This window comes from Zoogloea sp. GDB6 (assembly GCF_056724105.1).
In genome coordinates, this window is record NZ_CM161497.1 from 4,181,056 (window position 1) to 4,202,897 (window position 21,842).

At 68.1% G+C, this 21,842-nt stretch carries 19 protein-coding genes; 10 read left to right on the forward strand and 9 right to left on the reverse strand.

Translation table 11 applies throughout. The features are described from left to right. The first annotated feature begins 116 nt into the window (after window positions 1-116). Window positions 117-1,268, forward strand: a complete 1,152-nt coding sequence (locus AC1PQG_RS19025) for an ABC transporter substrate-binding protein (RefSeq protein WP_481119365.1) — start codon at window positions 117-119, stop codon at window positions 1,266-1,268. A 73-nt stretch (window positions 1,269-1,341) separates the two neighbouring features. Here AC1PQG_RS19025 and rsmI read toward each other — a convergent pair whose 3' ends face one another. Continuing rightward, complete coding sequence (gene rsmI, locus AC1PQG_RS19030; protein WP_481119366.1) at window positions 1,342-2,220, reverse strand: 16S rRNA (cytidine(1402)-2'-O)-methyltransferase; 879 nt, start codon at window positions 2,218-2,220, stop codon at window positions 1,342-1,344. A gap of 56 nt (window positions 2,221-2,276) precedes the next feature. On the opposite strand from rsmI, the gene AC1PQG_RS19035 reads away from it, so the two are divergent. The 4 genes from AC1PQG_RS19035 to AC1PQG_RS19050 all read left to right on the forward strand — a co-directional run bounded on the left by AC1PQG_RS19035 (window position 2,277) and on the right by AC1PQG_RS19050 (window position 4,313). Next, window positions 2,277-2,645 (forward strand): YraN family protein, encoded by a 369-nt coding sequence (locus AC1PQG_RS19035; RefSeq protein WP_481119367.1) that lies wholly within the window; start codon window positions 2,277-2,279, stop codon window positions 2,643-2,645. Beyond that, window positions 2,635-3,012 (forward strand): HIRAN domain-containing protein, encoded by a 378-nt coding sequence (locus tag AC1PQG_RS19040; protein ID WP_481119368.1) that lies wholly within the window; start codon window positions 2,635-2,637, stop codon window positions 3,010-3,012. Before AC1PQG_RS19035 ends, AC1PQG_RS19040 begins: the two co-directional genes overlap by 11 nt. A gap of 72 nt (window positions 3,013-3,084) precedes the next feature. Beyond that, entirely contained in the window at window positions 3,085-3,678 is a 594-nt protein-coding gene (locus AC1PQG_RS19045) for a phosphoheptose isomerase (RefSeq protein ID WP_079432773.1), read from the forward strand. Then, window positions 3,675-4,313, forward strand: a complete 639-nt coding sequence (locus AC1PQG_RS19050) for a BON domain-containing protein (RefSeq protein ID WP_481119369.1) — start codon at window positions 3,675-3,677, stop codon at window positions 4,311-4,313. Before AC1PQG_RS19045 ends, AC1PQG_RS19050 begins: the two co-directional genes overlap by 4 nt. Window positions 4,314-4,405: 92 nt before the next feature. Here the strand turns inward: AC1PQG_RS19050 and AC1PQG_RS19055 are convergent, their stop codons facing one another. Next, on the reverse strand, window positions 4,406-5,620 hold the full coding sequence (locus AC1PQG_RS19055; RefSeq protein WP_481119370.1) for a YbfB/YjiJ family MFS transporter: 1,215 nt from the start codon (window positions 5,618-5,620) through the stop codon (window positions 4,406-4,408). Between the two features lie 102 nt (window positions 5,621-5,722). On the opposite strand from AC1PQG_RS19055, the gene AC1PQG_RS19060 reads away from it, so the two are divergent. Continuing rightward, the gene (locus AC1PQG_RS19060; RefSeq protein ID WP_481119371.1) at window positions 5,723-6,598 is read left to right on the forward strand and encodes a LysR family transcriptional regulator; all 876 of its coding nucleotides are present in this window, start codon (window positions 5,723-5,725) and stop codon (window positions 6,596-6,598) included. Here AC1PQG_RS19060 and AC1PQG_RS19065 read toward each other — a convergent pair. The 3 genes from AC1PQG_RS19065 to AC1PQG_RS19075 are packed head-to-tail and all read right to left on the reverse strand — an operon-like array spanning window position 6,584 to window position 9,921. After that, window positions 6,584-6,994, reverse strand: coding sequence for a PPC domain-containing DNA-binding protein (locus AC1PQG_RS19065; protein WP_481119372.1), 411 nt, complete (start codon window positions 6,992-6,994; stop codon window positions 6,584-6,586). The two genes, AC1PQG_RS19060 and AC1PQG_RS19065, sit on opposite strands and share 15 nt — an antisense overlap. Before the next feature lie 25 nt (window positions 6,995-7,019). Further along, on the reverse strand, window positions 7,020-9,035 hold the full coding sequence (locus AC1PQG_RS19070; protein ID WP_481119373.1) for a protein kinase domain-containing protein: 2,016 nt from the start codon (window positions 9,033-9,035) through the stop codon (window positions 7,020-7,022). Between the two features lie 13 nt (window positions 9,036-9,048). Further along, window positions 9,049-9,921 (reverse strand): c-type heme family protein, encoded by an 873-nt coding sequence (locus AC1PQG_RS19075; RefSeq protein ID WP_481119374.1) that lies wholly within the window; start codon window positions 9,919-9,921, stop codon window positions 9,049-9,051. A 246-nt stretch (window positions 9,922-10,167) separates the two neighbouring features. Between AC1PQG_RS19075 and AC1PQG_RS19080 the strand changes: the two genes are divergently transcribed. The 3 genes from AC1PQG_RS19080 to AC1PQG_RS19090 all read left to right on the forward strand — a co-directional run bounded on the left by AC1PQG_RS19080 (window position 10,168) and on the right by AC1PQG_RS19090 (window position 15,140). Further along, window positions 10,168-12,207 carry a bifunctional 2',3'-cyclic-nucleotide 2'-phosphodiesterase/3'-nucleotidase gene (locus tag AC1PQG_RS19080; RefSeq protein ID WP_481119375.1) on the forward strand — a complete coding sequence of 680 codons (2,040 nt, stop codon included), beginning with the start codon at window positions 10,168-10,170 and terminating at the stop codon, window positions 12,205-12,207. Then, window positions 12,185-12,949, forward strand: coding sequence for a tetratricopeptide repeat protein (locus tag AC1PQG_RS19085; protein ID WP_481119376.1), 765 nt, complete (start codon window positions 12,185-12,187; stop codon window positions 12,947-12,949). The genes AC1PQG_RS19080 and AC1PQG_RS19085 overlap by 23 nt, the downstream gene beginning before the upstream one ends. 319 nt (window positions 12,950-13,268) lie before the next feature. Further along, the gene (locus tag AC1PQG_RS19090) at window positions 13,269-15,140 is read left to right on the forward strand and encodes a potassium transporter Kup (protein ID WP_481119377.1); all 1,872 of its coding nucleotides are present in this window, start codon (window positions 13,269-13,271) and stop codon (window positions 15,138-15,140) included. A 25-nt stretch (window positions 15,141-15,165) separates the two neighbouring features. Here the strand turns inward: AC1PQG_RS19090 and AC1PQG_RS19095 are convergent, their stop codons facing one another. From AC1PQG_RS19095 to gluQRS, 4 genes are all read right to left on the reverse strand, one after another. Next, entirely contained in the window at window positions 15,166-16,617 is a 1,452-nt protein-coding gene (locus AC1PQG_RS19095) for an aminotransferase-like domain-containing protein (RefSeq protein WP_481119378.1), read from the reverse strand. A 563-nt stretch (window positions 16,618-17,180) separates the two neighbouring features. Next, window positions 17,181-17,966, reverse strand: a complete 786-nt coding sequence (locus tag AC1PQG_RS19100) for an SDR family NAD(P)-dependent oxidoreductase (RefSeq protein WP_481119379.1) — start codon at window positions 17,964-17,966, stop codon at window positions 17,181-17,183. Window positions 17,967-18,078: 112 nt separating this feature from the next. After that, complete coding sequence (locus tag AC1PQG_RS19105; protein WP_481119380.1) at window positions 18,079-18,690, reverse strand: glutathione peroxidase; 612 nt, start codon at window positions 18,688-18,690, stop codon at window positions 18,079-18,081. 110 nt (window positions 18,691-18,800) lie between these two features. Next, window positions 18,801-19,727 carry a tRNA glutamyl-Q(34) synthetase GluQRS gene (gene gluQRS / locus AC1PQG_RS19110; protein WP_481119381.1) on the reverse strand — a complete coding sequence of 309 codons (927 nt, stop codon included), beginning with the start codon at window positions 19,725-19,727 and terminating at the stop codon, window positions 18,801-18,803. 212 nt (window positions 19,728-19,939) lie between these two features. Between gluQRS and AC1PQG_RS19115 the strand changes: the two genes are divergently transcribed. Beyond that, a complete protein-coding gene (locus tag AC1PQG_RS19115; protein ID WP_481119382.1) occupies window positions 19,940-21,787 on the forward strand; it encodes a diguanylate cyclase domain-containing protein in 1,848 nt (615 codons plus the stop codon). Window positions 21,788-21,842 lie beyond the last annotated feature (55 nt).

The window sequence follows — 21,842 nt, forward strand, 5'->3', positions numbered from 1 at the left end:
CACCGCCAGCCCTCCGCACCCAATGCGGGGAATTCGTCACTCGCCCACCCCTCAGCAGGTCATAAGCCAAGCCCCGAACGCCCTCCATACTCACGCCATTTTCATATAAGAAAGGCATGAAGATGCTGAACACATGGAGACGAGGGCTGCTCGGCGGATGTCTGCTGGCGCTCATTCTGGGTCTTTCGGCGAGCCGCCCGGCGCAGGCCGAAGCGGTGGTGATCGGCCAGAGCGTGCCGCTCAGCGGCGTGCTGGCCAGCACCGGCAAGGCGATGGCGCTCGGCGTGCGGATCGCCATCGATGCCGCCAACGCGGCCGGCGGGGTCGGTGGCCGTACCCTCACCCACGTGGTCAAGGACGACGGCTACCAGACCGCCGAAACCGTGCGCCTGACCCACGAACTGATCAACCGCGACAAGGCGGTGGCGCTGATCGGCTACGCCGGCACCGGCAACATCGCCGAACTGCTCAAGCATGGCGTGCTGGCCGACGGCAACATCGCGCTGATCGCCCCCTATACCGGCGGCGAGCCGCTGCGCTCGCCCTACAACCCGTGGATCTTCCACATCCGCGCCAGCTACGGCGACGAGACCGAGGCGATGGTGCGCCAGTTCGTCGCCTCCGGTCTGCAGCGCATCGCGGTGTTCTACCAGAACGACCCCTTCGGCCAGGCCGGCCTGGCCGGTGTCGAGCGGGCGCTGGAGAAGCACAAGCTGAAGATCGTCAGCAAGGGCAGTTACGAGAAGAACACCGAGGACGTCGCCGCCGCCGTGCGCGACATCGCCGCCGGCTCACCGCAGGCGGTGATCATGATCGGCGTGGTCCGGCCGACCGCCGCCTTCGTGAAGGCCTACCAGCCAGTCAGCCCCGGCACCCAGCTGTTCAGCATCTCGGTGGTGAATGGCCGCGAGCTGCACCAGCTGGCCGGCGGCGACGCGGCGCGCGGCGTCGGCATCACCCAGGTCATGCCCTCGCCGTTCAGCGGCGTGACGCGCATCGCGCGGGACTACAACGCCGCGCTGCAGCGCTTCGCGCCGGGCGAGGAGCCGTCCTACACGAGCTTCGAGGAATACGTCGGCGCCCGCGTGCTGATCGAGGCGATCCGCCGCACCAAGGGCACGCCAACCCCGGCCACGGTGATGCAGGCCCTCGAAAGCCTGGACATGGATCTCGGCGGCTTCCGCGTGCGCTTTGGCCAGGGCAACCGCATCGGCTCCCAGCGCGTCGAAGTCACCCTGCTCGGCCGCGACGGCCAGCACCTGCGCTGAAAACCAGGCAGCGCCTCGCAAGGAAACGTCGGGCCGCCCCAGGTTTCCTTGCCCCTTGGGGGCGCCCAGCGGCTCAGCTGTCGCGCAGTTCCAGCGCCCGCTCGTACAGCGCGTTCTTCGACGCCCCGGTGATCGCCGCGGCCAGCTTGGCCGCCTGCTTCACCGGCAGCTCGGCGAGCAGCAGGCCGAGCACCCGCTCGGCCTCCGGCGACAAGCCTTCACTGGCCGGCGCCGCCGACACCAGCAGCACGAACTCGCCGCGGGCGCGGTTGGCGTCGGCAGCCAGCCAGGCCGGCGCGTCGGCCAGCGGCATGCGCACGATCTGCTCGAACATCTTGGTCAGTTCGCGGGCGACGACGATCTGGCGCGTCGGCTCGAGCGTCGCAGCCAGGTCGTCCAGCGTCTCGGCGATGCGATGCGGCGCCTCGTAGAACACCAGCGTGCCCGGCACGCCGCGCAGGCTGTCCAGCGCCGTCTTGCGGGCCGCCGACTTGGTCGGCAGGAAGCCATGGAAATGGAAATGCCCGTCGGCGAGGCCGGAGGCCGACAGTGCCGCAATGGCCGCACAGGCGCCGGGCACCGGCACCACCGGGAAACCGGCGTCCTGCACCCGCGCCACCGCCCGTGCGCCGGGGTCGGACACCGCCGGCGTGCCGGCGTCGGTGATCAGCGCCACCTGCTTGCCCTCCTCCAGCATACGGATCACCAATCCCGCGGCCTCCTGCTCGTTGTGCTCGTGCAGCGCGACCAGCCGCGTGCGGATGTCGAAGGCATCGAGCAGGCGCTGGCTGTGGCGGGTATCCTCGGCGGCCACCGCATCCACCGCCTTCAGTACGGCCAGCGCACGCAGGCTCATGTCCTGCAGATTACCCAAGGGCGTGGCCACCACATACAATGACGGCGTCTTATTCAGCGGAGAGGCGGACGATGCGTCGGAAAGGGCAGGATGCATGGCAGGACTGGGGACAGGAGGCGGGGGACGCAGATTGTGGGCGTGCCACCCCGCCGATGCAAGCCGAACACCTGCGCCGCGGCGCAGCGGCCGAAGCACTGGCCGCTGCCCATCTGGAAAAACACGGGCTGACGATCCTGGCCCGCAACGTGCGCTGCCGCGGCGGCGAGGTGGACCTGATCGCCATCGACCGGACCAGCGTGGTCTTCGTCGAGGTGCGCCTGCGCAGCAGCAGCCGCTTCGGCGGCGCAGCGGCGAGCATCACCGCAGCCAAGCGCCAGCGCGTGATCCTCGCCGCCCGCTACTGGCTGAACGGTGCCGGCCGGCGTTACGCCAACCAGCCCTGCCGCTTCGACGCGGTGCTGCTCGAACGCCTCGACAGCGACGGCATCGAATGGATACAGGGCGCTTTCGATGCGTATTAAGCGCGTCCTGCTGGCCCTGCTGCTCGGCTGTGGCATGCTCCCGCCAGCGACAGCGCAGCAGGTCCGCATCCTCGTGCAGAGTTCGCCGCTGGCCGGCTTCCAGTACTACGGCGGCAAGATCCTGTGGGACGAGATGCACGAAGGCGATACGCTGACGCTGATCCGCGAACCCGATAACCCCCACGACCGCTTCGCGGTGCGCGTGGAATGGCGCGGCCAGAAACTCGGCTACCTGCCCCGCGCCGAGAACCAGGCAGTGGCCGAGGAGATGGACCGCGGCAGCGCCATCGGCGGCCGCATCGGCAAGCTGGCGAAGGATCCCAATCCCTGGAAGCGGCTGCGCGTGGACGTGCTGGTCGGTTTGTAAGCGGATTTCTCGCTTCCGGCTGGCCGACCGGCGCAAATGCTAGAATCGCGGCCAACTTTCCCGGAGTCAAAGATGGATCTCGTCGCCCGTATCGCGCAGCAATTTACCGACAGCGCCCAGACCAAGCTGGCCGCCCTCGAGTTCATGGCCGAGCCCATCGCCGCGGCCATCGAAACGATGACCCACAGCCTGATGAACAACGGCAAGATCCTGGCCTGCGGCAACGGCGGTTCGGCCGCCGACGCCCAGCACTTCGCCGCCGAGCTGCTGAACCGCTTCGAGATGGAACGCCCGCCGCTGGCCGGCCTGGCGCTGACCACCGACAGCTCGACGCTGACCTCCATCGCCAACGACTACGACTACAACCAGATCTTCTCCAAGCAGGTGCGCGCCCTCGGTCAGCCCGGTGACGTACTGCTGGCGATCTCCACCAGCGGCAACTCGCCCAACGTGATCGAGGCCATCCACGCGGCCCATGAGCGCGAAATGCTCGTGGTAGCCCTCACCGGCAAGGGCGGCGGCCAGATGGCTGAACTTCTCGGCCCCGGCGACATCCATCTGTGCGTCCCGGCCGACCGCACCGCGCGCATCCAGGAAGTCCACCTGGTCACCCTGCATTGCCTGTGCGACGGCATCGATTGCCTTTTCCTCGGAGTGGAAGAATGAGCTTTGCCCGCAAGCCCCTGGCCTGGACCGCACTGGTCCTCGGTACCCTGGCTGCAGCCCAGGGTTGCATCCCGGTCATCGTCGGTGGCACCGGCATGGCTGTTGCCATGGTTTCCGACCGGCGCAGTTCCGGTGCCTACGTGGAAGACGAGAGCATCGAGTGGAAGAGCGTCAAGCGCATCGAAGATGCCCTCGGCGACAAGGTCCACGTCAACGTCACCGCCTTCAACCGCAAGCTGCTGCTGACCGGTGAAGCCTTCAACGAGGCCAGCCGCGACGAGGCCGGACGCATTGCTGCCGCCGTCGAGAACGTCAAGGAAGTGGTCAATGAGTTGCGCGTGGCCCCCACCAGCACCCTGTCGGCGCGCAGCAACGACAGCTACATCAGCTCTCAGGTAAAAGCCCGCTTCGTGCCCCAGAAGGACTTCCGCGTGCAACAGGTCAAGGTGGTGACCGAAGCCTCCACGGTCTATCTGATGGGCCTCGTCACGCAGAGGGAGGGTAGCGCCGCTACCGAAGTCGCGCGCACCACCAGCGGCGTGCAGAAGGTCGTGCGGGTCTTCGAATACATCAGCGAGGACGAGGCCAAGCGCCTCGACAACACCACCGGCAACAACAACGAATCGGGCAAGTAAGCCGAACGCGCCGCCCGTTCATTGCCAAAAGGCCCTGCCGGAGTCCGGCAGGGCCTTTGCATTTGAGCGCGCGATCAGTAACGGCGCAACCTTCAGCCCTGCGCACAGGGCTGCAGGCCGGCGGTGGTCATCTCCCGCTTTTCGAGGCTGCGCAACAGCACCAGCAACAACGTGCCCACCGCCATCACCGCCGCCGCCAGGTACACACCCGCCGTATAGCTGCCGACCGCTGTAGCCAGCCAGCCGGTAACAGCCGGGCCGAGGATCTGCGCGGCGCCGTAGGAGAGCGTCATCTTGCCCATCATCTTGGCCGGACGGGTCGGGTAGTAGCGGCCGGCCATCGTCAGCACCAGGCTCACCATGCCGATGAAGGTGGCGCCGAACAGCAGCGCCCCGACGAGCGCCGCGGCCAACCCGCCCACCGTGACCGGCAGCACGATGCCGACGATCTGCAGCAGCGCCGCGCCGATCAGCGCGTTCAGCTCGCCGGTGCGGCGCGCCACCAGATCCCACAGGATGCAGGCCGGCGCGGCCGCCACGCCTATCGCCAGGAACACCAGCGAACCCTTGCCAGCGAGGCCCGGCAGACGGTCCACGATGGCGACGATGAAGGTCGCGCTGACCACGTAGCCGATGCCGGCGCAGAAATAGGCTGCCATGAACAGGCGCAGGAAGCCCGCCGTCGGCGGCCGGTCCGCCATCTGTGCGGCGCTGTGGCTGGCCGGGTTGCGCCCCGGCGACGGCAGCCAGCGCAAGGCCGGCACCAGCAGCACGGCACCGAAGACGGTCAGCGCCAACCATTGCTGGCGCCAGTCCAGCCACTGGCTCATCAGCGCCACCGCCGCTGCGCAGGCGGTGATGCCGATGCCGATACCAGCGAAATGGATGCCCAGCTCGCTGCGGTGATTATGGCGGATCAGCCAGTTGAGGATCAGCCCGGTACCGAACAGCATGCCCGCCGCGCTGGCCAGGCCGGCAACGAAGCGCGACAGCGCCCACACCAACGGATCGGTGGTCAGCCCCATCACCGCGGTACTCGCCACTGCCAACACCATGCCGATGCGGTACAGGCGGTCCTTCAGGACCAGATCGCCGATCAGCGACGCGAGCAGCGCGCCGCTCAGGTAGCCGGCGTAATTGACCGCCGCCAGCAGGCCCCCTTCGGCCACGCCCAGCCCGGCCTGCTGCTGCATCAGCGGCAACAGCGGTGTGTAGGCGAAACGGGCGACGCCCAGCGCCAGCACCAGGCTGAAGATGCCGGCACCGAGCACGCGGAAACGTTCGGCAGCAGAACTGTGTTCGCTCATGGCAGCAGCCTCCTTACGGTTGGAGGGGACACGATAAACAGGCTAAACTATCTCATCAAATGATTTATTAAGAACGCTCAATTCTCTTATGGAGATATGAATATGGAACTCGTCGCGCTGCGTACTTTTCAGGCAGTGGTCGAGGAAGGCGGCATCCTCGCCGCCTCCCGCAAGCTGAACACCGTCCAGTCCAACGTGACGGGCCGCATCCGCCGGCTGGAGGAGGAGCTCGGCACCGAGCTGTTCCACCGCAAGGGCCGCGGGCTGGAGCTGGCGCCGTCGGGGCGGGTGCTCCTCGACTACGCCCGCCGCATGCTGCTGCTCGAGCGGGAAACCAGCGCCGCCGTCCGCCAGGTCGGCGAGAGCGCCGGCGAGCTGCGCATCGGCGCAATGGAAACCTTCGCCGCGGTGCACCTGCCCCGCGCGCTGAAGGCCGTGCGAGCCCGCCATCCGCGCGTCGAACTGCGGGTCAGCACCGACACCAGCGCCGCGCTGATCGACCGTCTGCTCGACCACAAGCTCGACTGCGCCTTCATCGGCGGGCCGGTGATCCATCCGGACCTGGCCTTCGATGAGCTGGTGATGGAGGAACTGGTGCAGGTCTGTGCAGCCGGCGCCGACCCGGTGCTGCAGCCGGTGATCCTGTTCCGCGAGGGCTGCGCCTACCGCACCCGCGCACTGGCCTGGCAACGGGCCAGCGGCCACGCGGTGGCCGACGCGATGGAGTTCGGCACGCTGGAAGGCATCCTCGGCTGCGTGTCGGTGGGGCTCGGGTGGACCCTGCTGCCACGCCGGGTGGTGGAACAGTCTCAGCACCGGGCCGACCTGACTATCCGTGAAGTACCGCCCCAGATCAGCCATGTACAGACCGGCGTCGCCTACCTGCGCGCTGCGCCGCCGATGGCCGCGATCAAGACCCTCGCCGACGCCGTGGCCACGCTGGCCAACGGCAATACCGAAGCCTCAGCCCAAGTCTGAGGCCCGCTGGCGCACTACCAGTTCGGCGTAGCCAGTCTGCAGGTCGGGCTCGCGCTGGAAATCCCAGCCGGGCAGGCGCATCAGCAGGATTTCAGCGGTCGTGCGCACGACGCAGCCGTAGCCCAGGTGCCCGCCGATCACGGTGCCGGAGGCCGTCGCCACCGCCCCGTGCAGGTGGGAACCGTTGGCGGCGATGGAGCCACTGAGGCTCAGCAGCTCGATGTCGCCCTCCAGCGCCCACAACTCGTCCGCGCCGGCCAGGCGCAGATGCGCACCGCTCAGGCCGCCGATGCCCGCCAGCACGAAGGCCGCCGAACCGCCCTCGGCGAACAGCGCGCACTCCAGCGCGCGGCGCAAATCCTGGCCAGGAGTCAGGCGAATCGGTTGTGCGTCCATGCTGTTCTCCACGCCGAACCGGGACTCAATCCGCCGGGCCGGCCTCGCTCATGAAACGCCGGCGCTCGGCATCCTTGTCGATATGGCTGGCCAGCGCCCGGCACAGGGTTGCCACGCTGTTGGCAGTGCGGGATTCGCGGCGCACCAGCACCCTGGCCATCGGCCCGATGTAGCGGGCGAAGATCTGCTCGACCCGGGCCAGATCGGCCTCTGGAATCACGCTGACCGCCCCGGCCGCCGCCGACACGCTGGCCGAGCTGCGCGCAGCCGTGCCAAGCACGCTGCGCGACGAAGCGGCCCCCGACACGGCCCCGGACGCCGCCACCACGCTGGACAGAAAAGCGCTGCGCGGCGCCGGATCGGGAATCATCGCCGCCAGCAACTCATGCAGCCCCGACAGATTCTCGGCCCGCGGCAGGGTCTTGCGGACCAGGATCTTCGCCATCGGCCCGATGTGCAGCGCCAGGATGCGCTCGGCCGCTTCGATGGCCACCGGGCTCAGGTCGCCCCCCACCGCCGCCTGGCGGATCGACAGGTCGGCCACACGCGCGCTGGCGAGCAGGCTGACCCCGCTGTAGGCGTAAAGCTCATGGTCGCGGGCCTGGGGATCGCGGCGCACGCCGATGTGCCGGAAGTAGTCGCCAGCGTTCTTCTTAAGCTGGTAAATGACCTCGTAGTAGGCCCGCGCCACCAGCACCTGGCCGGGGCTGGAGAAGCGCATCACCCGGAAAGCCGTGGTGATGCCGTCACCGAGGATGCGTGAGCGCCCGTTGGGATCGGGCGCAACCCGCACCGGGCCGAGGTTGATGCCCATATGCACACCGATCCCGGCGCCCGCCGCGGCATCCCCCAGCTGCACCGCGGTACGCAGCGCATCCTCCGGATCACCGACGTAGCAGACCGCGCAGCCTTCCTTGGTATTGACCGCCAGCCGCGTGGTAGGCGGCACCGGCGCGATGGCCTGGGTGAGCATCTGCACCAGGCGCGAGCGCCCTTCCCGCTGGGCCGCCTCGTCGCTGGCCGCCACGGCCACATCGGCGAACAGCACCGCACCGATGAAGGTGCGTGCCTCCGACGCCGACAGCCCGAGGGGCAGCGGCGCTTCCACCGGTGGTTCGGACGCCTCGCCGCCGGTCGGCGGCGCCAGACAGGCCCGACGGAAATCCGCCACCTGGCGCGGGCGCTTGTCCTCATCCGGGTTGAGCGCCCAGTCGATGGCCTTCAGCATACCGGCGCCGAAGGCATCCGCATTGCCGATGTCAGCCGCCTTCGGCATGGCATCCTCGCGCAGGCGCGCGAAGGCCTCCATCGGCAGCTTGCCGGTGACCATCCAGTACATGACGCCGGCCAGCGCATAGAGGTCGGTCCACGGCCCCTGCTTGCCGTGGCGATGGTACTGCTCGGCCGGCGCGAAGCCCGGCGTCACCACCGCGGTGAGGGTCTGGTCGATGCCATCCAGCTCCAGCCGGCGGGCCGATCCGAAATCGAGCAGCACCGGCGAACCGTCGGCGCGGATGTAGATGTTGCCGGGCTTGATGTCCCGGTGCAGGAAACCCGCCGCGTGGATCGCCTCCAGCCCGTCGAGCAGCGGCCGCACGATGCGCACCAGGCTCGCCCGGTCGAGGGGCAGGCGCCCCACCAGCCAGCGCTGCAGCGGCTGACCGGTCTCGTATTCCATCACCATGTAGGCGGTATCGTTGCCGCGGAAATAACGCAGTACCCGCACGATGCCCGGATGGTGGAAACTGGCCAGCGCCCGTGACTCGAGCAGGAAGCGCTGCAGGCCCCACTCGAAGCCCTTGGCCGCCTCGCTGGAGCGCGGCCGTACGGCAAGGCCGTCACGCCGCACGGCGAGATCCTTGGGCAGGTACTCCTTGATCGCCACCTGGCAGTCCAGGTGGGTGTCACGGGCCAGGTAGGTAATCCCGAAGCCGCCCCCGCCGAGCACCCGCTCGATGCGGTACTCGTTGATGACATAGCCGGACGGCAGGGCTAGCAGGTCATCCTGGCCTGGCCCGGACGGAAGGTTCTCGTCGCTCACGATGAGAGACGAATCAGGCGTCGATCATCTGCATCGCCTTCTCGAGGCTGCGACGCATGCGGTTGAAGGAACTGGCCAACACCGACACTTCGTCGCTCCCCCCCTCCGGGAACTCCGGCTGGTTGAAGTCGCCGGTGCTGATCTTGTCCGCCGCGTCCGACATGCGCGACACCGGGCGGATGATCAGCCACGACAGCATCAGGTTGAGCACCGCGAAGACCGCCACGAAAACCGCCGCCAGGGACATCATGAAGGTGCGGAAAGCCTGCGCGGCGTTGTCCAGCGGCACCGACATCGGCACCGACACCACCTGGGCGCCGACCACCTCGTTGAGCTTCCAGCCGAAGCCGTTGGCGCTGCCATACACCTTGATCATGCTCGACGGCGCCGCCTCCGGCGAGCTGTGACAGGGCAGACAGGCCGCCGTCTCGATGCGGATCGGATGCGCCACGTACAGCGCGGGGCCGGTGGGGGTGTCGCGCTGGCCGGTGATCTCCTTGCTGTCCGGCGTGTTGCGGAAGGTGTTGACGAGGTCGGCCTCCCAGTCCGCCGCCCGGTCGCGCGGGTTGGTCGGATTGAGGGTGGCTTCCTTGTAGGCGTAGTTGGGGTACTTCTTGTGCAGCTCGTTGAGGGTTTCGGTGGCCGCATAGGCGGGCACCGTCTGCGGCAGGAACTGCTTGTCCATCAGCGGGGTGAGGTGTGGCTTGACCTGGCCAACCGTATAGCCGCGGATCGCCAGCGCCGCCTCCATGACCAACCGCGCCTCGCCGAGCACCTGCTCGCGGGCGTGGCGGTACAGCAGATCGTGGGAAATGTAGCCAGCCACCCCGAATCCAGCCAGAAACACTGCCAGTAGCACCAGGTTGAACTTCAGTCGCAATCCCATGGGAATCTCCAAAAATGGCCCATGGGCCGAAAGGGCTATCATTTTTGCACATTGCGAAGTCATATTGCAGACCGTCAGCATTGCGCCACCCGTCATTTCGAGCCGTGGGGCAACCTGCGCTCTCCACGCAACCTGCCCCACGGCACCGACTTCACTCCCTTTACGCATGGACGCAAGAATATCGTCATGCTTCCGCAACCAGCAGCGGCGATCCTCCCTGGCTTTCCTTCGCCCGCCTGGTGTTCCATGTCTTCCACGACCTATTCCCGCCTCGAAGTGGCCACCGGCTGCCTGCTGGCCAGCCTGTTCCTGCACGGCTGCGGCAGCAGCAACCACGACAGCCAGAATGTACCCACCGGCACCAAGGCCACGCTGGCCCTGCTGGAAACCACCGATCTGCACACCAACGTGGTCAGCTATGACTACTTCAAGCTCGCCGAAGACAAATCCCTCGGTTTCGAGCGCACCGCCACACTGATCACCCAGGCCCGCCAGGAATTCCCCAACACCCTGCTGCTCGACAACGGCGACACCATCCAGGGCACCGCGTTGTCCGATTACCAGGCGCTGGTCAACCCGGTGTCCTGCAGCCAGCCGCTGGCCATCTACAAGGTGATGAACGCCGCCGGCTTCGAAGGCGGCGGCATCGGCAACCACGAGTTCAACTATGGCCTGCCCTTCCTGAGCCAGGTCACCGGCAACCGCTTCAACGTGGACGGCCTGGCCGACCCGGCCGCCCAGCCGACCTGCAAGGGCCCGAGCTTTCCGCAGGTGCTGGCCAACGTGAACAGCGTCAAGACCAACGCCCCGCTGTTCCAGCCCTACACCATCATCAACAAGACCGTCACCGCCACCGGCCCGGACGGCAAGCCGGTGACCGGCATCGTCAAGGTCGGCATCATCGGCTTCACGCCCCCCACCATCATGAGCTGGGACAAGCGCTGGCTGGACGGCAAGGTGTATACGGTCGGCGTCAAGGAAGCCGCCGAGAAGTACATCCCCGAAATGCGCGCCAAGGGCGCCGACCTGGTGGTGGTCATCTCCCACGGGGGCCTCGACGACAGCGCCTACTCGCCGACGATGGAGAACGGCAGCTACCACCTGTCCAAGGTAGCCGGCGTGGACGCCATGCTGATCGGCCACTCCCACCAGATCTTCCCCAACGCCACCAGTACCGTCGCCCAGTTCAACCTGCCCGGCGTGGACAAGGCAGGTGGCACCGTGAACGGCGTGCCGACGGTGATGGCCAACTACTGGGGCAAGCACCTGGGCGTCATCAAGTTCGACCTCACCTACGACGGCAAGACCTGGACCATCGACAAGACCAAGACCATCGTGCAGGCCCGCTCCACGCAGAACGCCGACAAGAGCTACGTAGCCGTCGACCCGACCGTTGCCGCCGCCATCGCGACCGAGCACCAAGCCACCATCGACTACGTGAAGACGCCGATCGGCAGCACCGACTTCGAGATGTCCAGCTACTTCGCCGACGTCGGCGATCCCGGCGCCATCGAGCTGGTGAACCAGGCCCAGGCCGACTACGTGGCCAAATACGTGGCCGCCAACCTGCCCCAGTACGCCGCGCTGCCGGTGCTGTCGGTCAGCGCCCCATTCAAGAGCGGCTTCGCCGGCGGCACCGACTACACGGACGTGCAGCAGGGCAACCTGGCCATCAACAACGCCGCGGACCTCTACCTGTACCCCAACACCATCTACGCGGTGAAGGTCACCGGCGCCGACATCAAGAACTGGCTGGAGACCGCCGCCAAGCGCTTCAACCAGATCGACCCGGCGAGCACCGTCCAGCAGGAACTGGTCAGCAGCTTCCCCGGCTACAACTTCGACATGTTCACCAGCGCCGACATCCGCTACGAGATCGACGTGACCAAACCGGTCGGCAGCCGCATCGTCAACCTCAAGTACAAGGGTGTAGCCATCGACCCGGCCAAGGAGTTCATCGTCGCCACCAACAACTACCGGGCCAGCGGCGGCGGCAGCTTCCCCGGCCTCGACGGCAGCAAGACCATCTACGCGTCGCCGGATGCCAACCGCGACGTGCTGATCCAGTACATCAAGACGGCGAAGACGATCACCCGCGCCGCCAACGGTTCGGACCGCAGCTGGCGCTTCACGCCGGTGACAACCGCTGGCCAGGTGATCTTCCATTCGGCGCCGGGCAAGCTGCCCCTCACCCAGGCCGCCGGCCTGACCGGTATCACCCAGCTGCAGGCCGACGACGGCAGCGGCAAGAGCCTCGCCCTGTATGCGATTGACCTTTCGAAGTAAGCCCCGCCAAGGGCGCCTCGCCGCCGCCCTGCTGGCCGGGGCGGCGGCCCTGGGCGGCATCGCCTGGGCCAGCCGCGCGCCGGCCCCGACGGCGGCGGAGCTGACCCAGCTGCAGATCCTCGCCGGCCCTGGCCGGCAGGATGCTGCGCTGGCCCGCCTGACAAACCTGGCCGAAGGTGGAACGGCCGACGCCCGCCGCACGCTAGGCCTGGCCCTGCTGAGCCGTGGCGACCAGGACGGGAAAGGGCTGCGGTCGCTGCGCCGGGCCGCTGAGGACGGCGACGTGGAGGCCCGCTTCCAGCTCGGCAAGCTGTACTCGGCCGGCGCCGCCGGGGTTTCCACCGACGCGGCGCGCGCCTTCGCCTGGCTCTCGGCGGCCGGCAAGGCCGGCCATGCCGGCGCGGCCTATTACCTGGGCATCGCGTGGCGGGATGGCTACGGGGTGAAGACGGATCACGCCGAAGCGGCCCGCTGGCTGCGCCGGGCTGCCGACGCCGGCATCGCCGCCGCCCAGTTCCTCCTCGCCAACGCCTACCGGGAAGGCGACGGCGTTCCCAGCAACGACGCCGAAGCAGTGCGCCTGTACACCGCCGCCGCTGAGCAGGACCACCCGGAAGCCTGCCAGACCCTGGCCATGGCCTACCTCAACGGCGAACTGGGTCTGCAACGGGACGAGGAAGAAGGCCGCCACTATCTGATGGAAGCAGCCCACGCCCTCAAGCACCCGGCCCTCAAACCCTGAGCAGCCCCTGTGACGGAGGGCGAATCCCTCGCTCTCCGTCACCTTCTCCGTCAAGAAGCCGCCCCCGCCATCAACCTGTCCGCCGCCGGCGGGCACACCTTTTTCTTTGCCCGTCGATCCCCCGCTGCAGCAGGGGCACCACACGACGGCGTACGGTGTAATCTGTCGCCCGCCTTGCACCCACGCACACGCGTGGATGAGGCCCCGCCCGCGAGCACCAGCTTGCGACAGGTCAATATCGGCGGGAGCCAGACCCGGACAATGGACCGGCGACCGCAAGCAGCACATTCCCGATCAACAAAAAAGAAAGAGCCCGGCCGTGTCCTCCGAACACTCCCGAAAGCCCCTCGCCCCCATCGTCATCAGTGCCATCGGCGTCGTCTTCGGCGACATCGGCACCAGCCCGCTGTATGCCCTCAAGGAAATCTTCAACGGGCATCACCCCATCCCGGTCACGCCGGACAACATCCTCGGCGTGCTGTCGCTGGTGTTCTGGTCGATCATGGCGCTGGTCACCGTCAAGTACGTCAGCGTGATCATGCGCGCCGACAACCGTGGCGAAGGCGGTTCCCTTGCGCTGCTGTCGCTGATCACCGAGAACTCCCGCCACCGCGGCGTGACCTGGGCCGTATCCCTTCTCGGCATCTTCGCCGCGGCACTGTTCTACGGCGACAGCATGATCACGCCGGCCATCTCGGTGTTGTCTGCCGTGGAAGGGCTGGAGATCGTCTCGCCGGACTTCACCCGCTATGTGATACCACTGACGCTGGTGATCCTGACCGTGCTGTTCTTCATCCAGAAGCGCGGCACCGGCACCGTCGGCATGTTCTTCGGGCCGGTCATGATCGGGTGGTTCGCCACCCTTGGCCTGCTCGGCATCCTCGAGATCAGCCGCCACCCGGCGGTGCTGACCGCCCTCAATCCGGCCTACGCGGTCGGCTTCATCACCCATCATCCATCCCTGGCCTTCCTGGCCCTGGGCTCGGTGGTGCTGTCGGTGACCGGGGGCGAGGCGCTGTATACCGACATGGGCCACTTCGGCCGCTTTCCGATCCGCCTGGCCTGGTTCGGCTTCGTGCTGCCGGCCCTGGTGCTCAACTACTTCGGCCAGGGCGCCCTGCTGCTCAACGAACCGGCCGCCATCGAAAGTCCCTTCTTCCACCTGGGTCCCAACTGGGCCACGATCCCGCTGGTCATCCTGGCTACGCTGGCCACCGTGATCGCCTCCCAGGCGGTCATATCCGGCGCCTTCTCGGTGGCCCGCCAGGCCGTGCAGATGGGTTTCCTGCCACGCATGCTGATCGTCCATACGTCGGGCGCCGAAGCGGGCCAGATCTACGTCCCCTTCACCAACTGGACCCTCTACCTGGCCGTCGTGGCGCTGGTCCTCGGCTTCAAGAACTCGTCCAACCTGGCTGCCGCCTACGGCATCGCGGTCACCGGCACGATGCTCATCGACACCGTGCTGGTGGCCTTCGTGATGGTCCTGCTGTGGCGCTGGCACCCATTGGTAGTGGCGCTGGTGGCCGGCGCTTTCCTCGCGGTCGACATCGCCTTCTTCGCCGCCAATGCCCTCAAGATCCCGGAAGGCGGCTGGTTCCCGATCGCCGCCGGCCTGGTCTCCTTCACCGTGCTGACCACCTGGCGTCGTGGCCGCCGGCTGGTGCGGCGCGAACTCGCCAAGCAGGGCATCCCGATGTCGATCTTCCTCGACACCCTGTGCGACGTGCACCGCGTGAATGGCACCGCGGTCTTCATGACCAGCTCGAAGGAAGGCGTGCCGGCCGCGCTGCTGCACAACCTGAAGCACAACCAGATACTGCATGAACGGGTCGCCCTGGTGACCGTCGAAACCGCCGACACGCCGCACGTGAACGAGATGGAGCGCATCTACCTGCACCGCATGAACAAGAGCTTCCTGCGCATCGTGATCCGCTACGGCTTCATGGAGGATCCAGACGTACCGCAGGCCCTGCAATGCTGCAAGCGCTACGGCGAATCCTTCGACATGATGGAGACGACCTTCTACGTGTCCCGCGAAACCGTCATCCCGAGCGTGCTCGGCCGCCGCATCAACCCGTGGCGCGCCCGCCTGTTCGCCTTCATGTCGAAGAACGCCACCAGCGCGACGGACTTTTTCAAGATCCCCAACAACCGCGTCGTCGAGCTGGGCACCCAGCTGGTGATCTAGCGGCGAGAGGTGGTACGGACGGCCGTCAGCGGCCGTCCGCCACGATCTGCGCCAGGCGCCGCAGGGCCGCGTCGATCCGCGGCGAGAAGGGAAAGCCGCAGCTGATGCGCAGGAAATGATCGAAACGCGTGGAGTTGGAGAACATCGCCCCCGGCGCCACGCGGATGCCCTCCGCCAGCGCGGCTTCGAAAACCGTCTGCGACGAACGCCCCTCCGGCATCTCCACCCATAACAGCATGCCGCCCCGCGGCATGTTGAGGCGCGTACCCGCCGGGAAATGGCTGGCGATGGCTTCGGCCATCGACGCCCGCTGGGCCTTGAGCAGCCGCCGTAGCCGGGCCAGGTGCCGATCGAAGGCGTGGCTCCCCATGAACTCGCCGAGGGCGATCTGCGCCAGAGCGTCGTTGGGTCGGCTCTGGGCGTGCTTGAGCATGCGCACCCGCGCCTGCCAGCGCCCGCTGATCATCCAGCCGATCCGCATGCCGGGCGCCAGCGTCTTGTGCAGCGAGCCGCAGTAGATCACGTTGCCGGTCCGGTCCCAGGCCTTGCAACTCTTCAACGGCAGGCCGTCATCCCCGAGGGCGCCATAGATGTCGTCCTCCACCAGCGCGACCCCGTGGGCTTCGCACAGGGCTACCAGGCGGGCCTTCTCGGTGTCCGGCATGACTGAACCGAGGGGGTTCTGGAAATTCGGCACCACCACCACCGCACGGATCCGCTCATGGGTCCGGAAGGCCAGCTCGAGGGCCTCCACCGACAGGCCGCGGCTCGGGCTGGTGGGAATCTCCAGCGTCCGCAAGCCCAGGCTCTCGATGACCTGCAGCAGGCCGAAATAGGTCGGCGACTCCACCGCAACCACGTCACCGGGCTGGGCAACGGCCCGCAGGGCCAGGTTGATCGCCTCGGTACATCCGTGGGTGACGAGGATCTCGTCCGCCGTCGGCTGCATGCCGGCCGCCAAGGCGCGCTGCGCCAACACCTTGCGGAAGCCGGGATCGCCCTGTGGCGGAACCGGGCTGACCAGCACCTCGGGATGCCTCCGCAGGGCACGCAGCGCGGCGTTCTTCAGCGCCTCCTGAGGGTAGGCCTCAGGCGCACCGAAGGCCAGCGCCAGGTTGGTATGCACCGGGAAACGCTCGCACTTGGTCACGAAATCCGACACCCGGTCGTGGATGCCGCTGAAGGACGCCGGATCGGGCAGCGCCTGCCGCAGGTCCGGTTCGCGTACCGGTTGCAGTTGCGCGTGACGCTGGTGTAGCACGAAGTAGCCGGAACGGGCCCGCGCCTCCAGCAAGCCTTCATCCTCCAGGCTGCGGCAAGCCTGCAGGGCCGTGCTCAGGCTGACCTGGTGGGTCCGCGTGAGGGTGCGCAGGGAAGGCATGCGCGCTCCCGGCGCCAGCACGCCGGCACGGATCGCGCGCCGGTAGTGGCCGGCGACGCGGGCATACAGCAGGTCTTCGAATTCGGCGTTCTCCATCGCCCGATGATCTCCGATCGGAACGCACCGACACAGGCACAGATCGGCACAACACGCACCATAACAGTCCATCGGCAGCACCGCTGTACCGGCACAGAAAGTCAGGCCCTGTGTCTGTCGGTGCAAACCTCCGATCCGTAGGCTGGAGCCATTCCTCACCGCCAGGAGTCGCCACGATGCCAGCCCCCATTTCCGCCATCCGCAGCCTGCGCTTTCATACCGGGGAAACGCGCCTGCTCCAGCTCGACGCCGGCACCCGCTTGATCGTCCAGGACGGCCGGCTGGCTTGCACGCCGCCGCCGCGCTGGCTCGGCGAACAGCTTTGGCACGCCTCGCAGATCCTCGAACCCGGCGTTCCGCTGCAACTGGAGGAAGGCGGCTGGACCAGCTTGCGGGCGGCCAGTGACGGCACCCTGTTGATCGCGCCGCCCCCCGCCGGCGACAGCCTCCTGGCCGCCGTGCTGACCCGCCTGCGCCGGCTGCGCCAGCTCGAACTGGACTGGCTGCGTCGCGAACGCCAACTGCTGCAGCGGCTGCTGGGCACACCGGAATCACCCGCAGGGCTACAGGCCATCCCCCCGCGAGATGAGGTGGAAGTAGACCCGGTCCGGCAGCCAGCGCAACACCTTCATGATCCGCGTGAAGCGGTGCGGGAAATGGATCTCGAAGGTGCCGCCAGCGAAGCCGTGGATGATGCGCCGGGCGGCGTCCTCGGCCGAGATCAGCGTTGCCGTCTCCGGGTCGTTCCTGGCGCCCAGCGGTGTGGCGACGAAGCCGGGATTGATCAGGAAGACCGACACACCCCGTGGTGCGAGGTCGAGATAGAGGATTTCGGCAAAGTTGATCAGCGCCGCCTTGCTCGGCCCGTAGGCCAGCGCCTGGGGTAGCCCCCGGTAGCCGGCCACGCCGCCGAAAATGGCGATGGCGCCGGCGCCCTGGCGGATCAACTGGGGCACCACCGCGGCAACGCCGTCCATCACGCCCAGCAGGTTGGTGTGCACGGTCTGGCGGGCGGAGTCGGTGGTCAGGTCCCAGGCCCGTAGCGGGGTGTAGGTTCCGGCGCTGATGATGACCAGATCGACGCCGCCCCAGCTATCGAGGATGTCCAGCATGGCCGGCGTGAAGGCGCCGGCATCGGTCACGTCGAGGGGCAGGACCAGCGCGTCGTGCAGTTCCGCCGCCAGCTGGCGCAGGCGCGGCGCATTGCGCGCCGACAGGGCCAGCCGCGCGCCGCGCCGGTCCAGCTCCAGTGCCAGCGCCGCCCCGATGCCCCTGGATGCACCGATGATCCACACCCGCCGGCCCCGCCAGTCGGTGATGGGCGTATTCGTCGGACCGAACCAGGTCATCGCGGCTCCCGCTTCCGGTGGCCCACAGACCACCGTCCGCAAGCGCGGATCGGCCGCCACCTCTTTTCAGCGTAGCGCACCGACGCGGGCTCCGCTGCCCGCGCCCCAGTGATCAGGGACGTTCGGCGAGGGCCCGCTCGACGGCGGTGACGAAGGTCTTGCTGTCCGGTGCGGTCGAACTCGGGAAACTGAGCACCTTCTGGCCGCTGCGGTCGATCAGGTATTTATGGAAATTCCACTTCGGCTTCTCGCCGGTGATGGAGGCCAGCTGCTTGTAGAGCGGATTGGTGGCGCTGCCCACCACGTCCGACTTGCCCAGCATCGGGAACTTGACGCCGTAGGTCAGCCGGCAGAAATCGGCGATCTCCTTGTTACTGCCTGGCTCTTGGCCGCCAAAGTCGTTGGACGGGAAGCCGAGCACCACCAGGCCCTGGTCCTTATATTTGGCGTACATCTTCTCGAGGCCATCGTACTGGCCGGTGAAGCCGCAATAGCTGGCGGTGTTGACCACCAGCACCACCTTGCCCCGGTACTGGCACAGAGGCTGCGGAGATTCGTCCTGCAGGCGCGGGAAGGTGTAGTTGAGCAGCGCCGGGCAGGCCTGCCCGGCCTCCTGGGCCGGTGGCGCTGCTGGCACCACCTTGGCCGCGGGTTCCGTCGCCGCCACCGGCAACGCCAGGCCCAGCAGCGCGCTCAGCACGACGCGGGATAGGACTGCATTCATTCGTATCTCCAGTCTGATCATTCCAGCGGAAGCCCCGTGCTCCCAACCGATAGCCGGTGGACCCGCCCCGCCGGCACGGAGTTCGCCCCCCTCCCCGCGACGACTCGCCCCTAAGCGTAGCCGGGTGCCGGCTGGATGCGCCGGCGCGGCACCTTGTCCATCGACCAGTTGTCGCGCCCCCAGGCCCACACCGCCGCCAGGCCCGACGCGGCCAGGTCGGCCGGCGGGCACTGGCCGAGAAAGGCCAGCACCTCCACCAGCAGCCGGGCCGGCTCGGCCTCGTCCACCGCACGGGCAAGGGTCTGCTTGGAGAGCTTCTCGCCGGCGGCGTTGCAGGCCACCGGGAGATGGGCGTAGACCGGCACCGGAAAGTCCAGCAGGCGCTGCAGCAGGATCTGGCGACAGGTCGAGTCAAGCAGGTCGGCGCCGCGGACCACCTCGGTGATGCCCGCCTCGGCGTCATCCACCACCACGGCCAGCTGGTAGGCGAACAGGCCATCGGCGCGCAGCAGCACGAAGTCCCCCACGTCAGCGGCGACATCCTCGGCGATGGTCCCCTGCACGCGGTCGTCGAAGCTCACCGTGCCGGGCTCCACGCGCAGGCGGTAGGCCCGCGCCGCACGGCCTGGCGGCAGGCCATCGCGGCAGGTGCCGGGATAGCGCCGCGTGCCGTCCCGGGCCAGCGCCGAATCGGCCATCTCCTTGCGGGTGCACGCACAGCCGAAGATCCGGCCCGCCGCCTGCAGGCGCGCGAAAGCATCCCGGTAGGCGGCGCCGCGGGCGCTCTGCCAGACCACCGGACCATCCCATTCGAAGCCGAAGCGCTCCAGCGTGCGCAGGATGCCTTCGGCGGCACCGGGCACACAGCGCGGCGTATCGACATCCTCGATGCGCAGCAGCCACTGCCCGCCCTGGCTGCGCGCCGACAGGCAGCTGCCGAGGGCCGCCACCAGGGACCCGAAATGCAGCGGGCCGCTCGGCGACGGGGCGAAGCGGCCGACCACCAGCCCACGCCCCGCATCCGCCTCAAGACTCATGCGCGCGCTCCATCAAAAGCGCCCCGGCGCCACGAAATGCAAATCCAAACACATATCTTATGACTTTTGGCATATTCCTCCGACCGCCCGGTGCCGGGATAATCCCGGATTCCTGCGCAGGCCCATCACCCGCCATTGTCGCAGCCCCCGACAGCCGCGCGAAACCCATGCGCGTCAAAGCCCAGTGCAACTGCCACGTTCCCATCCCTCGCATGAAGTCAGGCTGCATTCTTCCACCCAATCCGTCCTTACTGCTGGCGCCTGCCGACAGCAACCGGCGCAATTGGGCCCGCTTCCGCGTCCACGTCATCTCCCAACTGGCCTGTATCCTGGCCGTCGCCGCCCTGTGGCCGCAGCTGTCCCAGCCCTACCCGCTGCTGGCCTGGTGGCTGGGCACCGGCAGCATCCAGCTACTGCTGGCCACCCAACCCCTGCGCCGGCGCAGCAGCGCCGCCCAGGCCGACGACCGCGCACTGCAGACCTACCTGGCCAGCGTCGGCGCCCTTCTTGCGGGGGCCGCCTGGGGCACCCTGTCCTTGCTCGGCCCCTACGAATCCAGCCCCCACGCCCAGCTGACGCTGTTCCTCATCCTCGGCGGAGTGATCGTCGCAGGGGCCGGCGTACTGGCGCGCAGCCGCGGCACCTACGCGATCTTCACCGGCGCCGCCCTGCTCCCGCTGTTCATCCAGACCCTCGCCAGCCCGCCGCCGGCCCTGCCGCTGGCTGGGCTGTGGCTGGGCGTCTTCGCGCTGCTCGCGGTGGCCATCAATGACCTGCTGCACGGCAGCCTGCGCGCCACGCAGCTGCCGGATGGCGAACACTGGCGCCGCCACCAGACCATGCTCGACCACGCCAGCGAGGCCATCGTGCTATCCCACGGCGGTCGGGTGGCACACAGCAACCAGCGCTTTGCCGAACTCATCCACGACGGCCCCGGCAACATCGCCGGCCGCCGCCTGGCCTCCTGGCTGGCCGACCGTCGCGAATGGCGGCGCCATGCCCGTGCCGCCGCCAGCGCCTTCCTGCGTGGCCAGCCCTACCGGGAATCCGCTCGCCTGCGCCGCGGCGACGGCAGCGTCTTCTGGGCCGACATCGCCGCCCAGGCGGTGGATCCGGGCCCGACGCCGCGACAGGTGGTGTGGATCGTCAGCGACATCAGCGAACGGGTCGGCGCAACAGCCCGCCAGCAACTGGCCAGCGCCCAGCTGCACGACCTGCTCGGCCACAGCGCCGACTGGTACTGGCAGACCGACACCCAGCACCGCCTGACCCGCATCACCCGCCACGGCGCCGACGACGACCACCTGGCGGACAGCATCGGCCGCCACTGGTGGCATTTCCACCGGGCCGACGGCGTACCCGCCGGCCAGGCCGCCACGCTGCGCGCCTTCGAGAATCGCCACGGCTTTCGCAACCTGCTCCTCGAAGTCCCTGACGACGAGCGTCAGCCCCGCTGGCTCAGCATCTGCGGCATGCCTCGCGTCAATGAACACGGCGCCTTCATTGGCCACCACGGCATCGCGCTGGACGTCACCGAACAGGTGCGTGGCAACGAGCGGGTGCGCCACCTCGCCTACCACGATGCCCTCACCGGCCTGCCCAACCGGCGCCTGCTCACCGATCGGCTGCGCCAGGCAATCACCCGCGCTCAGCGCCAGCACGGTCAGGTCGGCGTGGTGCTGGTGGATCTCAACGACTTCAAGGGCGTGGATGAATTCGACGGCCAGGCCGCCGGCGACCGCCAGTTGCTCGACACCGCCAGCCGCCTGCGTGCCTGCGTGCGGGCCTGCGACACGGTGGCCCGCCTGGACGACAACGACTTCGTGATCCTGCTCGCCGAGCTGGAGCGCCCAGCCGATGCCGACCAGGTCGCCGCCAAGGTGCTGGCCGCCCTCGACCGCCCCTTCGGTGACAGTACCCCCTACACGCTGCTCGGCACGCACGTCGGCATTGCCATCTTCCCGCAGGACGCCGACGACGCCGACGGCCTGCTGGCGCTGGCCGATGCGCGCGCGCTGCGGGCCCGCCAACTCGGCGGCCCACGCATCGCCCACGCCTGAAAGCGGCCCCGTGGCCGTGGCCGCCGCTACAATGGGGCGACGCCCTCACGCCAAC

Bases quoted from the DNA above. Each gene is read 5' to 3' on its own strand.
- AC1PQG_RS19085 (WP_481119376.1), top strand. From the start codon at position 12,185: ATGCGATTGACCTTTCGAAGTAAGCCCCGCCAAGGGCGCCTCGCCGCC.
- AC1PQG_RS19105 (WP_481119380.1), bottom strand. From the start codon at position 18,690: ATGAATGCAGTCCTATCCCGCGTCGTGCTGAGCGCGCTGCTGGGCCTG.
- AC1PQG_RS19040 (WP_481119368.1), top strand. From the start codon at position 2,635: ATGCGTATTAAGCGCGTCCTGCTGGCCCTGCTGCTCGGCTGTGGCATG.
- gluQRS (WP_481119381.1), bottom strand. From the start codon at position 19,727: ATGAGTCTTGAGGCGGATGCGGGGCGTGGGCTGGTGGTCGGCCGCTTC.
- AC1PQG_RS19115 (WP_481119382.1), top strand. From the start codon at position 19,940: ATGAAGTCAGGCTGCATTCTTCCACCCAATCCGTCCTTACTGCTGGCG.
- AC1PQG_RS19080 (WP_481119375.1), top strand. From the start codon at position 10,168: ATGTCTTCCACGACCTATTCCCGCCTCGAAGTGGCCACCGGCTGCCTG.
- AC1PQG_RS19045 (WP_079432773.1), top strand. From the start codon at position 3,085: ATGGATCTCGTCGCCCGTATCGCGCAGCAATTTACCGACAGCGCCCAG.
- AC1PQG_RS19065 (WP_481119372.1), bottom strand. From the start codon at position 6,994: ATGGACGCACAACCGATTCGCCTGACTCCTGGCCAGGATTTGCGCCGC.
- AC1PQG_RS19025 (WP_481119365.1), top strand. From the start codon at position 117: ATGAAGATGCTGAACACATGGAGACGAGGGCTGCTCGGCGGATGTCTG.
- rsmI (WP_481119366.1), bottom strand. From the start codon at position 2,220: ATGCATCCTGCCCTTTCCGACGCATCGTCCGCCTCTCCGCTGAATAAG.
- AC1PQG_RS19050 (WP_481119369.1), top strand. From the start codon at position 3,675: ATGAGCTTTGCCCGCAAGCCCCTGGCCTGGACCGCACTGGTCCTCGGT.
- AC1PQG_RS19100 (WP_481119379.1), bottom strand. From the start codon at position 17,966: ATGACCTGGTTCGGTCCGACGAATACGCCCATCACCGACTGGCGGGGC.
- AC1PQG_RS19055 (WP_481119370.1), bottom strand. From the start codon at position 5,620: ATGAGCGAACACAGTTCTGCTGCCGAACGTTTCCGCGTGCTCGGTGCC.
- AC1PQG_RS19095 (WP_481119378.1), bottom strand. From the start codon at position 16,617: ATGGAGAACGCCGAATTCGAAGACCTGCTGTATGCCCGCGTCGCCGGC.
- AC1PQG_RS19060 (WP_481119371.1), top strand. From the start codon at position 5,723: ATGGAACTCGTCGCGCTGCGTACTTTTCAGGCAGTGGTCGAGGAAGGC.
- AC1PQG_RS19075 (WP_481119374.1), bottom strand. From the start codon at position 9,921: ATGGGATTGCGACTGAAGTTCAACCTGGTGCTACTGGCAGTGTTTCTG.
- AC1PQG_RS19035 (WP_481119367.1), top strand. From the start codon at position 2,277: ATGCAAGCCGAACACCTGCGCCGCGGCGCAGCGGCCGAAGCACTGGCC.